General features: G+C 51.3%; 16 protein-coding genes and 1 pseudogene. 4 read left to right on the top strand and 13 right to left on the bottom strand.

Translation table 11 applies throughout. The features are described 5' to 3' along the window. From pyrI to pyrL, 3 genes are read right to left on the bottom strand one after another with little or no spacing between them, the layout of a single operon-like run. A complete protein-coding gene (gene pyrI / locus ACLJQJ_RS14175; protein ID WP_000148567.1) occupies window positions 1-462 on the bottom strand; it encodes an aspartate carbamoyltransferase regulatory subunit in 462 nt (153 codons plus the stop codon). A gap of 12 nt (window positions 463-474) precedes the next feature. Then, entirely contained in the window at window positions 475-1,410 is a 936-nt protein-coding gene (gene pyrB / locus ACLJQJ_RS14180; protein ID WP_000013055.1) for an aspartate carbamoyltransferase, read from the bottom strand. A gap of 35 nt (window positions 1,411-1,445) precedes the next feature. Then, window positions 1,446-1,547 (bottom strand): pyr operon leader peptide, encoded by a 102-nt coding sequence (gene pyrL / locus ACLJQJ_RS14185; protein WP_000249504.1) that lies wholly within the window; start codon window positions 1,545-1,547, stop codon window positions 1,446-1,448. Between pyrL and ACLJQJ_RS14190 the strand changes: the two are divergent. Further along, window positions 1,527-1,668 (top strand): annotated as a pseudogene (locus ACLJQJ_RS14190) (hypothetical protein). The gene pyrL and the pseudogene ACLJQJ_RS14190 overlap by 21 nt on opposite strands. Here ACLJQJ_RS14190 and ACLJQJ_RS14195 read toward each other — a convergent pair. From ACLJQJ_RS14195 to arcA, 5 genes are all read right to left on the bottom strand, one after another. Next, the gene (locus ACLJQJ_RS14195; protein ID WP_000666051.1) at window positions 1,638-2,126 is read right to left on the bottom strand and encodes an arginine repressor; all 489 of its coding nucleotides are present in this window, start codon (window positions 2,124-2,126) and stop codon (window positions 1,638-1,640) included. The pseudogene ACLJQJ_RS14190 and the gene ACLJQJ_RS14195 overlap by 31 nt on opposite strands. Window positions 2,127-2,312: 186 nt before the next feature. Further along, window positions 2,313-3,716, bottom strand: a complete 1,404-nt coding sequence (locus ACLJQJ_RS14200; protein ID WP_000514423.1) for a YfcC family protein — start codon at window positions 3,714-3,716, stop codon at window positions 2,313-2,315. Between the two features lie 55 nt (window positions 3,717-3,771). Then, window positions 3,772-4,776, bottom strand: a complete 1,005-nt coding sequence (gene argF / locus ACLJQJ_RS14205) for an ornithine carbamoyltransferase (protein WP_063808988.1) — start codon at window positions 4,774-4,776, stop codon at window positions 3,772-3,774. A gap of 111 nt (window positions 4,777-4,887) precedes the next feature. Further along, entirely contained in the window at window positions 4,888-5,820 is a 933-nt protein-coding gene (arcC, locus tag ACLJQJ_RS14210) for a carbamate kinase (protein WP_063808987.1), read from the bottom strand. 10 nt (window positions 5,821-5,830) lie between these two features. Further along, window positions 5,831-7,051: an arginine deiminase gene (arcA, locus tag ACLJQJ_RS14215; RefSeq protein WP_000410846.1), complete on the bottom strand. Its 1,221-nt coding sequence runs from the start codon at window positions 7,049-7,051 to the stop codon at window positions 5,831-5,833. Window positions 7,052-7,726: 675 nt separating this feature from the next. Between arcA and ACLJQJ_RS14220 the strand changes: the two genes are divergently transcribed. Further along, on the top strand, window positions 7,727-8,179 hold the full coding sequence (locus ACLJQJ_RS14220) for a YhcH/YjgK/YiaL family protein (RefSeq protein ID WP_000583455.1): 453 nt from the start codon (window positions 7,727-7,729) through the stop codon (window positions 8,177-8,179). A 73-nt stretch (window positions 8,180-8,252) separates the two neighbouring features. Here the strand turns inward: ACLJQJ_RS14220 and argF (ACLJQJ_RS14225) are convergent, their stop codons facing one another. Both argF (ACLJQJ_RS14225) and argL read right to left on the bottom strand, forming a co-directional pair. Next, window positions 8,253-9,257: an ornithine carbamoyltransferase gene (gene argF, locus ACLJQJ_RS14225; RefSeq protein WP_063808986.1), complete on the bottom strand. Its 1,005-nt coding sequence runs from the start codon at window positions 9,255-9,257 to the stop codon at window positions 8,253-8,255. Continuing rightward, window positions 9,227-9,406 carry a putative translational regulatory protein ArgL gene (gene argL / locus ACLJQJ_RS14230; protein WP_394355172.1) on the bottom strand — a complete coding sequence of 60 codons (180 nt, stop codon included), beginning with the start codon at window positions 9,404-9,406 and terminating at the stop codon, window positions 9,227-9,229. The genes argF (ACLJQJ_RS14225) and argL overlap by 31 nt, the downstream gene beginning before the upstream one ends. Before the next feature lie 16 nt (window positions 9,407-9,422). On the opposite strand from argL, the gene rraB reads away from it, so the two are divergent. Both rraB and miaE read left to right on the top strand, forming a co-directional pair. Then, window positions 9,423-9,839: a ribonuclease E inhibitor RraB gene (gene rraB / locus ACLJQJ_RS14235; protein ID WP_000002940.1), complete on the top strand. Its 417-nt coding sequence runs from the start codon at window positions 9,423-9,425 to the stop codon at window positions 9,837-9,839. 11 nt (window positions 9,840-9,850) lie between these two features. Continuing rightward, a complete protein-coding gene (miaE, locus tag ACLJQJ_RS14240; protein WP_000218459.1) occupies window positions 9,851-10,663 on the top strand; it encodes a tRNA isopentenyl-2-thiomethyl-A-37 hydroxylase MiaE in 813 nt (270 codons plus the stop codon). Between the two features lie 32 nt (window positions 10,664-10,695). Here miaE and ACLJQJ_RS14245 read toward each other — a convergent pair whose 3' ends face one another. The 3 genes from ACLJQJ_RS14245 to ACLJQJ_RS14255 all read right to left on the bottom strand — a co-directional run bounded on the left by ACLJQJ_RS14245 (window position 10,696) and on the right by ACLJQJ_RS14255 (window position 11,995). Next, window positions 10,696-10,818 (bottom strand): hypothetical protein, encoded by a 123-nt coding sequence (locus ACLJQJ_RS14245; RefSeq protein ID WP_254892993.1) that lies wholly within the window; start codon window positions 10,816-10,818, stop codon window positions 10,696-10,698. A gap of 78 nt (window positions 10,819-10,896) precedes the next feature. Continuing rightward, window positions 10,897-11,385: a DUF3617 domain-containing protein gene (locus tag ACLJQJ_RS14250; protein WP_000826193.1), complete on the bottom strand. Its 489-nt coding sequence runs from the start codon at window positions 11,383-11,385 to the stop codon at window positions 10,897-10,899. Between the two features lie 106 nt (window positions 11,386-11,491). Further along, complete coding sequence (locus ACLJQJ_RS14255) at window positions 11,492-11,995, bottom strand: GNAT family N-acetyltransferase (RefSeq protein WP_001519079.1); 504 nt, start codon at window positions 11,993-11,995, stop codon at window positions 11,492-11,494. Window positions 11,996-12,158 lie beyond the last annotated feature (163 nt).

The following is a 12,158-nucleotide window of genomic DNA, read 5'->3' on the forward strand; positions in this document are numbered from 1 at the left end:
TTAGTTGGCCAGCACCACATAATGCGAAAACTCTTTTTCACAGTATTTGCATTTGAGGGCGATATCATTGGCGCGTTTTTTCACTGCAAAGCTGGAGGATACCGGTTCCGCGTGGCTGATGCAGTTGCTGTTCGGGCAAACCAGCACATTATTAATACGCTCTGGCAGGCTGGGGCGTGATTTCCCGACTACGTCGTAGTTGTCGATGCGGTTAACGGTGGCCTGCGGCGCGTACAGAGCAAGTTGGTTAACCTGCTCATCGGTGAGGAAGGTGTTTTCTATTTTGATTAAGTCTTTACGCCCCATCTCACCAGACGGGAGATTCAGACCGATAGTGATTCGCTGATCGGTCTCGGTCAATTTAAACAGACTCAGCAGTTTAAAGCCTACCTGCGCAGGGATATGGTCAATCACGGTGCCGCATTTAATGGCTTCAACCTGCAGTTTGTTATCGTGTGTCATCGTTTTTCTCCCTTACAGACTCAGTTCGCTATTCAGTACTAACGCCAGTAACGCCTGGCGAGCGAAAATACCGTTGCCCGCCTGTTGGAAGTACCAGGCGTGTGGCGTTTTATCCACATCCGTGGTGATTTCATCAATCCGCGGCAGCGGGTGCAGCACTTTCATATTTTCACGCGCGCCGTTCAGGTCGCTGGCGCGCAGAACAAACTGCGCCTTCACATTGGCGTACTCCGACGGGTCGAGACGCTCTTTCTGTACGCGAGTCATATAGAGGATGTCGACGTCGGCCATGACCTCTTCAATAGAACCATGCAGGCTCCAGGCCATCCCTTTTTCATCCAGCATATCCAGAATGTACTGCGGCATCGCCAGCGCGTCCGGCGCGATAAAATAAAAACGGTTGCCGCTAAATTTCGCCAGCGCCTGGGTTAGCGAATGCACGGTGCGGCCATATTTCAGATCGCCGACCATCGCGATATGCAGGTTATCCAGACGGCCCTGCGTTTCCTGGATGGTGAACAGATCCAACAGGGTCTGCGTCGGATGCTGGTTCGAACCGTCGCCCGCATTGAGCACCGGCACCTGACCGGAAAACTCCGTCGCCAGACGTGCCGCGCCTTCTTGCGGATGGCGCATCACAATCGCGTCCACGTAAGTGCTAATCACTGAGATCGTGTCGGCTAACGTTTCTCCTTTTTTCCCCAGCGACGTGTTGGCGCTGTCGGAGAAGCCCACTACGCTGGCGCCCAGGCGATGCATTGAAGTTTCAAACGACAGGCGGGTACGCGTGGAGGCTTCGAAAAAGCAGCTGGCGATCACTTTATGTTTCAATAGCTCCGGCTGCGGGTTGGCTTTTAATTTCGCCGCCGTGGCCAGTACCAGATTAAGATCGTCGCGGCTGAGGTCGTTTATGGAAATGATATGTTTTTGATATAGCGGGTTAGCCATGTTTATCTCCTGACGCCTGGGCAAAAAAAAGCCCCTCAATTGAGGGGCTTGGTATTGGTTTTCAACGGAAAGAAAAACGGCAGGCCTGCGTCCTTTTTCAGACGCGGTAAGACAGAATGTCGTACACACTGAACCATGCTTCCTCCCGGCAAATTGTCCGCGATTATACTCAGCTCTGTTTTGGGATCAAGCGAATTAATGCATGATTTACTCATCGCAAACGGTTCTTATGAATTTAAATTCATTTTAAGCAAATAATTAATTTGTTTGTGTACCAGCGCCGTACGCTGAACGACCCGTGGTGCGACCCAGACAATACTGCTACCGGCAACGACGCCGAGAATTTCCGGCAATGCGTGGTAATCCAGAATTCTCGCGACGGCGCGACCATAACCTGCCGCCGTATGGATAAGGATAAATTCGCTATTATGTTCAACGCTGACGACCATTTCAGCTATTGAACGTCCGGCATCCGGCGAAGGACGCCGCTGGGGATTTACGGAATAAATCTTTTGTCCCTTCGTATTTCTGATTTTTATTGCGCCCAGCAGCTTGAGCAGGCGCGAAACCGTAGACTGGCTGATACCTTCAAATCCCTCATTTTGTAAATCGCGGCGAATCTCCTCCTGGGACAGGTAACTTTTTTCACTAATCAGGCGCTGACAAACCGCCAGTTGCTGTTGTTCTTTGGCGGAGTAATCATCGTATTCCTTCATAAATGCACCTTATCTTTATTATTAATATCAACGGACTGGCGAAATTCATCACATTTGTCACATCGATTGCGGATCAATCGGGCGGTTTTGCAGGAAAATGAGAAGCCGATCAAAAAAGGTGACGGCGTGCCTGATGGCGCTGTGCTTATCAGTCCTGTCGGATAAGACGCGTCGCCATCTGGCTCGTTACATCATCGCTCCGATGCTCAGTACCGCCATATTCAGCAATGTCAGGATCAGCAACAGCGGCGCGACCCATTTCAGATAGCGGACATAGGGAACCCGCGCGATTGCCAGACCGCCCATGACCACGGCGGAGGTGGGAGTAACCAGGTTCACAATCCCGGAGGCCGACTGGTAGGCGGTTACGACCAAATCCCGCTGTACGTGGGCAAAATCCGCTAACGGCGCCATAATGGGCATTGTCAATACGGCAAGACCGGAAGAGGAGGGCACCAGGAAGGAGAGCAATACTTCCAGCCAGTAGGTTACGTTTATGAAAATGGTGGTAGATAGACCGGAAACCAGACTTTCCGCGCTGTGCAAAATGGTGTGGGTAATCATACCGTTATCCATGACCACCACAATGCCGCGCGCGATACCAATAATTAGCGCCACGCCGAGCAAATCCCGCGCGCCGTCGATAAAGGTACTGGTGAACGCTTCCTCACCCATCCGCGTTATCACGCCAACGATAATCGCCGCCGCCAGAAAAACGCCGGAGATTTCCGCCATCCACCAGCCGAGAACCGCCACGCCGTAAATCATCACCGCGAAAGAGGCGGCGAAGATCAGCAGTACCCATTTCCGGGTAGCCGTAAACTCCAGCAGAGTATTGGCGCGATTGCCGAGAAAATGGGCGCGATTTTCCGCCATTTTATCCGCCACGATAGAAAGCTCAGGATGGGCGCGGACTTTGCGCGCATAGCGCATTACCCAAAACACGCACAGTACGTAGCCGACAATTAACAGCAGTACGCGCATCAGCATTCCCTGAGTAAAAGGGATGCCGGCGGCGTTGGCGGCAATGACCGTGGCGAAAGGGTTAATGGTCGAACCGAGCGTGCCTATCCCCGCGCCGAGCAGTACGGTTGCCGCGGCCACTAACGGATCGAAGCGGGCCGCCATCATAACCGGCACCAGCAGCGTGTAGAAGGGCAACGACTCCTCCGCCATGCCATAGATAGTGCCGCCTGCGGCGAACAGCGCCATCAGAATGGGGATCATCCACTCATCTTTGCCGTTGAGTTTGATAGTTACCCGTTCAATACCGGCATCAATCGCCCCCGTTTTATTCACCACCCCCAGAAAGCCGCCGATAATCAAGACAAACAGCGCGACGTCAATGGCGCCGGCGGTGTAGGTTTCGTGGTTATAGAGGCCGTCAATCGGCGCCAGTAAAACAGCGGTAATCCCTTGCGGATGCGCGTCCACAGGGGCATACGTTCCCGCCACCGGCACCTCTTTTCCCAGCGTGGCGTTCATCGCCATTTGGTATTTTCCCGCCGGCACAATCCAGGTCATCACCGCGACCAGGGCAATAAGAATAAACAGGATGGTATAAGCGGTGGGAAATTTAAATTTACCCATGATGTTCTCTCCTGATATCACGGATATGCGCCGCAAGGGCGCATATCCTGTGGGATTAGTCGCCGAGCGTCGCCACCATGACCGCTTTGATGGTGTGCATCCGGTTTTCCGCTTCATCGAAGACTATCGAGCCTGCGGACTCGAACACCTCTTCCGTGACCTCCAGTCCTTTCAGGCCGTAAGCCATTTCGATTTCGCGTCCCACTTTGGTGTGCTCGTTATGGAAGGCGGGCAGGCAGTGCATAAACTTCACATCAGGATTACCGGTAGCGTTTACCACCTGCTGGTTGACCTGATATGGCGTCATCAGACTGACGCGCTCCGCCCAGGCTTCTTTGGGCTCTCCCATCGAGACCCAGACGTCGGTATAGAGGAAATCCACACCGTGAACGCCATCTTCAACACTCTCCGTTAAGGTGATACGAGCGCCGGTAACGCTGGCGATTTCCCGGCACTGCGCGACCAGCGCGGCATCAGGCCAGAAGGACTTTGGCGCTATCAGGCGGATATCCATGCCCATCTTCGCCGCGCCCACCATCAGCGAGTTGCCCATGTTGTTGCGCGCGTCGCCCAGGTAGGCGAAGCTCAGTTCCGGCAGCGTTTTACCCGGCGCGTGTTCCAGCATGGTCATCAGATCGGCCAGGATCTGTGTGGGGTGAAATCCATCGGTCAGGCCGTTCCAGACGGGAACGCCCGCGTATTCCCCCAGCTCTTCCACAATGTGTTGACCAAAACCGCGATATTCGATGCCGTCATACATCCGCCCCAGGACGCGAGCAGTATCTTTCATGGACTCTTTATGGCCGATCTGCGAGCCGCTTGGGCCGAGATAAGTCACCTGCGCGCCCTGGTCGAACGCGGCGACTTCAAACGCGCATCGGGTGCGGGTAGAGGTTTTTTCAAAAATCAGCGCGATGTTTTTGCCGATCAGCGTTTGCTTTTCGCATCCGGCTTTTTTTGCGGCTTTCAACTCAATAGCCAGATCGATGAGGTGTTGGATTTCCGCCGGGGTGTAGTCAAGCAGCTTCAAAAAGTTACGATTTTTCAGTGAAATAACCATTACAATATCCTTGTTAAAATGAATTGCCTGATGGCGCTGCGCTTATCCGGCCCACGGTTATGCGCGCTCTGTAGGCCGAATAAGGCGGAAGCCGCCATCCGGTAAAAAGCCTTATGCGTCAACGTCGGCGGTTTCACACCGAATCAAAGTGCCTTTCTCGCCCGCGAGAATGGCTTGCCCATCCGCCAGCGAGCCGATTCCGGCAATGCCGCGGCAATGGCTGACAAACTCAGCGCAGGCGGTCACTTTCGGGCCCATCGAACCGGCGTCGAACTGCATTTCACGAAGCAGCTCCGGCGTAACCTGCGCCAGCGGGCGTTGGGTGGGCTTGCCCCAGTCGAGATACACCGCGTCGGCATCGGTCAGAATGAGCAGCGCGTCGGCGTGAATTTGGCTGGCAAGCAGGGCGGCGGACAGATCTTTGTCGATCACCGCCTCGATACCATGGTAGCCATCGGCTTTTTCCACGACCGGCACGCCGCCGCCGCCGTTACAGATAACCAGGTGATCGCGGCTAATCAGCGCGCGGATGGCATCGTTTTCCACAATGCGTTTCGGCTGCGGGGAGGGCACAACGCGGCGGAAGGCGTTACCGTCGGCTTTGAATACCCAGCCCTTTTCTGCCTGTAACGCACGGGCCTGCGCTTCGTCGTAAATCGGTCCGATATATTTGGTTGGATTGAGGAATGCCGGGTCGTTGGCATCGACTTCGACCTGGGTGAGCAGGACGCTGATTTCACGCTCCGGCAGATGATTCTTCAGCGCCTGTTGCAGCATGTAGCCAATCATGCCCTGGCTTTCCGCACCGAGAATATCGAGCGGGTAGGGCGTAACGTTAGCGTAGGCGCTATTTTGTAGCGCCAGCAGTCCTACCTGTGGGCCATTGCCGTGCACTAACACTACGCGCCATTGCCGCGTAAGCTGGGCGATGGTTCTGGCCGCCAGTTCGATATTTTTACGCTGAATATCAGCCTCCAGCGGTTCGCCGCGTTTGAGCAGCGCATTGCCGCCCAGCGCGACGATCAGTGTGCGTTTGTTTTCCATAACGTCTCCTTTAAATACCATCGCGTTCCAGTGGACAGCTCATGCAGCGTGCGCCCCCGCGCCCGCGACCCAGCTCATCGCCGGGAATGGGAAGGACGGTAATGCCGGCTTTGTCGTATTTTTCGTTGGTCCAGATGTTGCGCTCATAGCCCACCACCACGCCGGGACGCAGGGTGAGCACGTTATTGGCGTCATTCCACTGTTCGCGCTCAGCTTCAAATGCGTCGCCGCCAGTGGTGATTAAGCGCACCTGATCGATGCCAAGCGCTGTTTCAAGAGCATGAACCAGCGTGCTCTCCTGGGTTCGTTTCAGACCGCCGCGTCCGTCTGGCGTCAGCGTCCAGCACTGCACGTCCGGGCGAACGACTTCCGGATAGACGGAGAAGGTGTCGATATCAATGTGGGTCATGACGGTGTCAAGGTGCATACAGGAGCGATGTTTTGGCAGTTCAACGGCAATGACGCGTTCCGCCTGACGATGTTTAAACAATGCCTGCGCCAGGAACTCGACGCCCTGCGGCGTAGTACGTTCAGACATACCGATCAACACCGCGCCGCGGCCAATCACCAGCACATCGCCGCCCTCTAAAGTGGCGTGGTCGTAATTAATGTCCTCGTCGCCGAAATATTTAATGAAATCACCGCCTGCGAATTGAGGATGCCAGCGATAAATAGCACGTAAATTATTCGTTTCACGTTGGCGTGCAGGTTTCGCCATGGGGTTAATTGAGACGCCGTTATATATCCAGCAGGACGTGTCACGGGTAAATAGGTGATTCGGTAATGGCTTCATAATAAAGTCATTAATATCGTGAGTATCGACCACCATATTTTTTATGGAGGCGGGGATTTCGCCGTAAGTTAAACCGCCGCTTAAATGGCGAGCCAGTTCACGGTGCGGCATATCCGCCAGCCAGGCGCGAATATCTGCGGCAAAGGTGGGCCCAAGGCGATAATCGGAAATTTGCGTGTCCAGTAGCCAGGCTTTAGCGTCAGCCACATCCAGCGTTTGGGTGAGCAGGTCGGTTAACAGCAACACTTCTATCCCTTGCTGGCGCAGCGTGTTGGCAAAAATGTCATGCTCTTCGCCAGCGCGCTCTACGGATAATACATCGTCAAAAAGTAATTCCTGACAATTTGAAGGGGTAAGTCTTTTTAGGCTGAGATTGGGCCGATGCAACATTACGCTGCGTAATTGACCGATTTCAGAACCGACAAAATGCTTTTCCATCATTATACCTTTTACATAATTTCAAGAATAAAGAAGGAGTGGCTGCAAATATTTAGCGTGCTTGCAGTCGCGGCGTTTCAGTTAAATTCGGGAGCAATGATTGAATTTTATTTGGGTTGTTAATGTGATGAGATTCACATCAATCAAGGAGTGCTATTTTTCTTACTTAATATATGAGCCGGGTCAGAGAAATTCAAAAAACAATAAGGCATTAAATGAATTACTACGCAGCTATATGGTTTGTTATTTTTTTATTGTTAATTATTTGTTTGTTGTATTGAATGATATTTAAAAATTAACTTATTGAAAATAAAGTGATTATTTTTAAGGGTTGCATAACTATGCGTGAGGGGGATTTTATTATCGGGGATATTTAAATAATTTAAAAATAACTATGGATAGAGAAGTCATTTATGCAGGGAGAGCGAATTGTGATCGCTAAAACGTTTTTATGTTAACGCCTTTAATATCAAAGCGTTGTTAGTGATGGCAATTTGGCGCCGCTGGGGTTTATGCATAGGTACTGCATAAAGTTGGGCGAACTATTAACAATATATAAACACCGCTGGCGATAAACATGCGCTGGCGCAAAATCGATGAGAGTAAGGGTAGTATGGCAGCCATTTTTCTCGTATAAAGAGAAATATAAAACGCTGTTTTAACTAAGGGGATGCGATGATTATTGGCAATATTGAACATCTGGAGGCCTGGCTGCCGACGGCGTTACGGCAGGCGATTGAGCACGTCAATGCGCATGTCACGGCAACGACCGCGCCAGGTAAGTATGACATTGACGGCGACAGGTTGTTTTATATGATTTCTGAAAATATGACGGAGCCGGGCGAATCGCGCAGCGCAGAGTATCACGCCCGTTATCTTGATATTCAGATTGTGCTACAAGGTCAGGAAGGGATGGCATTCAGTACCCGGCCTGCGGGAACGCCGCACACGGACTGGCTGGCGGATAAAGACATTGCATTTTTACCGACGAGCGTCGACGAGAAAACCGTCGTCCTGAACGAAGGCGACTTTGTGGTGTTTTATCCCGGCGAAGTGCATAAGCCCCTGTGCGCGGTGGGAGAACCGGCGCGGGTACGTAAAGCGGTTGTGAAAATGCTGATGGCGTAATATTTTGTGCCGGATGGCGGCGCCTGCACGTTGCGATCTTGTAGGCCAACCGCCATCCGGCATCATCACGACATTATTTAGACAGCGTCGCTACCATTACTGCTTTGATGGTATGCATGCGGTTTTCCGCTTCATCAAAGACAATGCTGGCCGCAGACTCAAAAACCTCGTCGGTCACCTCCATCCCGCCATGTAAACCGTACTCTTCGGCCATTTTTTTGCCGAGTGTGGTTTCGTCATCATGGAACGCAGGCAGACAATGCAGGAACTTAACCTGCGGATTGCCGGTTAAGGCCATCATCTGGCTGTTGACCTGATAATCACGCAGCAGGGCAATACGCTCCGCCCATTTCTCTTTGGGTTCGCCCATAGAGACCCAAACATCGGTATAGATAAAATCCGCACCTTTTACGCCCGAGGCGATATCTTCGGTCAGGGTGATGGCGCCGCCGTTCTTTTTCGCCATGGCGCTGCACTCCGCCACTAACGCGGCTTGCGGCCAGCAGGCTTTTGGCGCGACCAGACGGAGATCCAATCCTGTTAACGCGGCGGCTTCCAGCATGGAGTTACCCATGTTATTACGCGCGTCTCCGGCATAGACCAACGTCATCTCGTTAAAGGCTTTACCCGGCAGATGTTCCTGCATGGTGAGCAGATCCGCCAGTAATTGCGTTGGGTGATACTCATCGGTTAAACCGTTCCATACCGGCACACCGGAATATTCAGCCAGCGTTTCGACGATCTCCTGGCCATATCCTCGATACTGAATACCGTCAAACATCCGGCCCAGGACGCGGGCAGTATCTTTGATGGACTCTTTATGGCCGATCTGGCTCCCGCTGGAACCCAGGTACGTCACGCGCGCCCCCTGATCGTATGCGGCAACTTCGAAAGAGCATCGTGTCCGGGTCGAGTCTTTTTCGAAGATGAGCGCAATATTCTTACCCACCAGCTTTTGTTCTTCTTTACCGTTTTTCTTATCGGCTTTCAGTTTGGCGGCAAGCTGCAACAGAGCAATGAGCTCGCTGGCGGTGAAATCAAGTAACTTTAAAAAAGGTTTTTGGTAAAACGTAGACATACTTCCCTCACATGGCTTAGGCCTGTCATTGAATTAAAATTCACTTTATATGGATGATTATTCATTTGCAACCCTGTTTGATAAAACTTTTCTCGATAAGGTGGAGGCAACGTCGGCGGTATGTGACAATAAGAGTATCGGCAGGACATCTATGAGGAACGAGCTATGGCAAACCCGGAATTACTGGAAGAGCAGCGTGAAGAAACGCGGTTAATTATTGAAGAGTTACTTGAGGACGGCAGCGATCCGGATGCGCTGTACACTATCGAGCATCACCTTTCCGCTGACGATTTCGAAACGTTGGAAAAAGCCGCGGTAGAAGCCTTTAAACTCGGCTATGAAGTGACGGAGCCGGAAGAGCTGGAAGTGGAAGAGGGCGATACGGTTATTTGTTGCGACATCCTCAGCGAGTGCGCGTTGAACGCCGAACTCATCGACGCTCAGGTTGAGCAACTGATGAACCTGGCGGAAAAATATGATGTCGAATACGACGGCTGGGGAACCTATTTTGAAGACCCTAATGGCGAAGAGGGTGATGACGACGATTATGTCGATGAAGATGACGACGGCGTGCGTCACTAAAGCTGCATAGTATGACGGTACGGCAGCGTTTGCTGTCGTATTTTTTTAACAGGTTACGTATGAATTACCCGCAAATACTCTCTCCGGTGCTTAATTTCCTGCATTGCCCGACGCCGCAGGCGTGGATTGTCCAGGCCCGCGATCCGCAAAATCTTCCTCTTCTGCTTACCGATCACTTGATCTGCGAACTGAAGGCTGCGCAAACCGCGTTGCTGTTGGTGCGTAAATATGTCGCCGATAAATCGGGCGCCGACGCGCTGCTCTCCTGGTTGCAACCTTACGAGGCGTTCGCGTTTCGTCAGGGGCCGGAGCCGGATTTTGTTGCCCTGCATAAACAGATTAGCAAAAGCGCCATGCCGCAAACTGATGACCCCTGGGGACGTCAGCTTATCGACCGTATGGTGTTATTGATTAAAGAGGAGTTGCACCATTTTTGGCAGGTACGCGAGGTCATGCAGGCCAGAAACATTCCTTATGTGAAAATCACCGCCAGCCGCTACGCGAAAGGAATGTTGAAAGCGGTACGCACGCACGAACCGCTCACCTTAATTGATAAGCTGATTTGCGGGGCGTATATCGAAGCCCGCTCCTGCGAACGTTTTGCCGCTCTGGCGCCCTGGCTGGATGAGGATTTACAGACGTTTTATCTCTCGCTTCTGCGCTCCGAAGCGCGGCATTATCAGGATTACCTGGCGCTGGCGCAGCAGATTTCCGCCGAGGACATTTCTGCGCGCGTGCGCTATTTTGGCGAGGTGGAAGCTGACCTTATCTTGTCGCCAGACCGCGAGTTTCGTTTTCATAGCGGCGTGCCAGCCGCCGGATAAAGGGTAAAATTAAAGATTAGCGTTTTTATCTTTTACGCTGTCGCCACCTGCGTGGTCATCCGCCCGACATCAAACTGCTGGCGAGCAGAAATAGTCATTTTCATGATATTCTGTCCTGAGTAAAGCCTGCCCTGCGGCAGGCAAAAAGAACTCACTCAGTGTTATATTCCCGAAAGGTGACCGTGAACAATGCCATTTTTGCATCATCACTACGGGTTCTTGTGTTGAAATACTTACTGTTTCACGCCTTTTGACGCTTCAGAGCAGGTCTTGCCAACAAAGGTTTGTTTAATTTTGTTGATGGAGGTTGTTTTATTACCTCCTGCATCGACATCCGATTTCATGGTCATCGCAAATTCTGTATCGCTTATTTTCGTCGTTTCTACAATAGAGTGCGATTTGACATCAGGATTATTACAGACAGTCTCATTGATCAGTTTGGTATCCGTACTTTCTACAAATGTTGTCGTGCAACCGCCTGCACTGGTAGAAAACCCCTTCACCATTTTTTTAGAATCTTCAGACATTTTAGGGGTATAACACATAAGCGTCGCTATGCCCGAATTTTTTTCATCCATTAATACTTCTTTTGTATCTGGATTGATGGTGCGCATTTCTATATTTTCCATTTTCCATTCGCCGGGCTGTATATCTAATGCATATACATTAGAGATACTAATAAACATAGCGGGGAAAACAATTGCTGATAATAAGCGTTTCATTTATAACTTCCTTGAATAATAAGTGATTCCCGGATAACAGGATGTTTCCGGGATTACTTATATCAGCAAAAATAATACCTGGCGAGGATAAATAAACGCCTGGTTTTCAGAGATCCTTTAACATCCTCACTTCGCAATCGACATGTCCGGTGCAGCCGAGCGGTTCGCTAATATGTTCAAATCCTAAACGTTCGTATAGCGCAATCGCCTCGCGTAAAAAAGCCGTTGTTTCCAGATAGCAGCGTTTAAAACCCTGTTCACGGGCATGATCCAGCGCCATCAGCGCCAGCTTTTTCGCCAGCCCCTGACCACGAATCACCGGTAAAAAATACATTTTTTGCAGTTCACAAATGTCTGGTTCGCTACAGGATAACGGCGCCACGCCGCCGCCGCCCACCACACAACCGTTTTGCTCTACCACCCAGTAGGCCGCGCCCGGTTGGCTATAAACCTGATACAGTTCATCCAGATTGGGGTCGGCAACGGTATAACCTTTATCGGCGGTAAGTCCGTATTCCGCTGAAACCTGACGGATGACACGGGCAATAGCGGCATTGTCGGCGGTAGTGATTCGGCGCACCGTGAGCGTTGGCGAGGCGACATTATTCATAATATGGCTCAATTTTTAAAATTTATTTATAGATTACTTTAATACCACTGTCTTGAGTTACGCGCAAGGAGATCCTGAATCAGACAAAATAAAAGGCGGAAAAATTAAACAAAAATAGTATCGTAGTCAAATCAGTAACAATTTACTGGTTTTTATTATTAAT

The organism is Salmonella sp. SAL04202, assembly GCF_046550775.1.
In the GTDB taxonomy this organism is placed as follows: Bacteria; Pseudomonadota; Gammaproteobacteria; order Enterobacterales; family Enterobacteriaceae; genus Salmonella; species Salmonella enterica.

Bases quoted from the DNA above. Each gene is read 5' to 3' on its own strand.
- pyrI (WP_000148567.1), bottom strand. From the start codon at position 462: ATGACACACGATAACAAACTGCAGGTTGAAGCCATTAAATGCGGCACC.
- pyrB (WP_000013055.1), bottom strand. From the start codon at position 1,410: ATGGCTAACCCGCTATATCAAAAACATATCATTTCCATAAACGACCTC.
- pyrL (WP_000249504.1), bottom strand. From the start codon at position 1,547: ATGGTTCAGTGTGTACGACATTCTGTCTTACCGCGTCTGAAAAAGGAC.
- ACLJQJ_RS14195 (WP_000666051.1), bottom strand. From the start codon at position 2,126: ATGAAGGAATACGATGATTACTCCGCCAAAGAACAACAGCAACTGGCG.
- ACLJQJ_RS14200 (WP_000514423.1), bottom strand. From the start codon at position 3,716: ATGGGTAAATTTAAATTTCCCACCGCTTATACCATCCTGTTTATTCTT.
- argF (WP_063808988.1), bottom strand. From the start codon at position 4,776: ATGGTTATTTCACTGAAAAATCGTAACTTTTTGAAGCTGCTTGACTAC.
- arcC (WP_063808987.1), bottom strand. From the start codon at position 5,820: ATGGAAAACAAACGCACACTGATCGTCGCGCTGGGCGGCAATGCGCTG.
- arcA (WP_000410846.1), bottom strand. From the start codon at position 7,051: ATGGAAAAGCATTTTGTCGGTTCTGAAATCGGTCAATTACGCAGCGTA.
- ACLJQJ_RS14220 (WP_000583455.1), top strand. From the start codon at position 7,727: ATGATTATTGGCAATATTGAACATCTGGAGGCCTGGCTGCCGACGGCG.
- argF (WP_063808986.1), bottom strand. From the start codon at position 9,257: ATGTCTACGTTTTACCAAAAACCTTTTTTAAAGTTACTTGATTTCACC.
- argL (WP_394355172.1), bottom strand. From the start codon at position 9,406: ATGTCCTGCCGATACTCTTATTGTCACATACCGCCGACGTTGCCTCCA.
- rraB (WP_000002940.1), top strand. From the start codon at position 9,423: ATGGCAAACCCGGAATTACTGGAAGAGCAGCGTGAAGAAACGCGGTTA.
- miaE (WP_000218459.1), top strand. From the start codon at position 9,851: ATGACGGTACGGCAGCGTTTGCTGTCGTATTTTTTTAACAGGTTACGT.
- ACLJQJ_RS14250 (WP_000826193.1), bottom strand. From the start codon at position 11,385: ATGAAACGCTTATTATCAGCAATTGTTTTCCCCGCTATGTTTATTAGT.
- ACLJQJ_RS14255 (WP_001519079.1), bottom strand. From the start codon at position 11,995: ATGAATAATGTCGCCTCGCCAACGCTCACGGTGCGCCGAATCACTACC.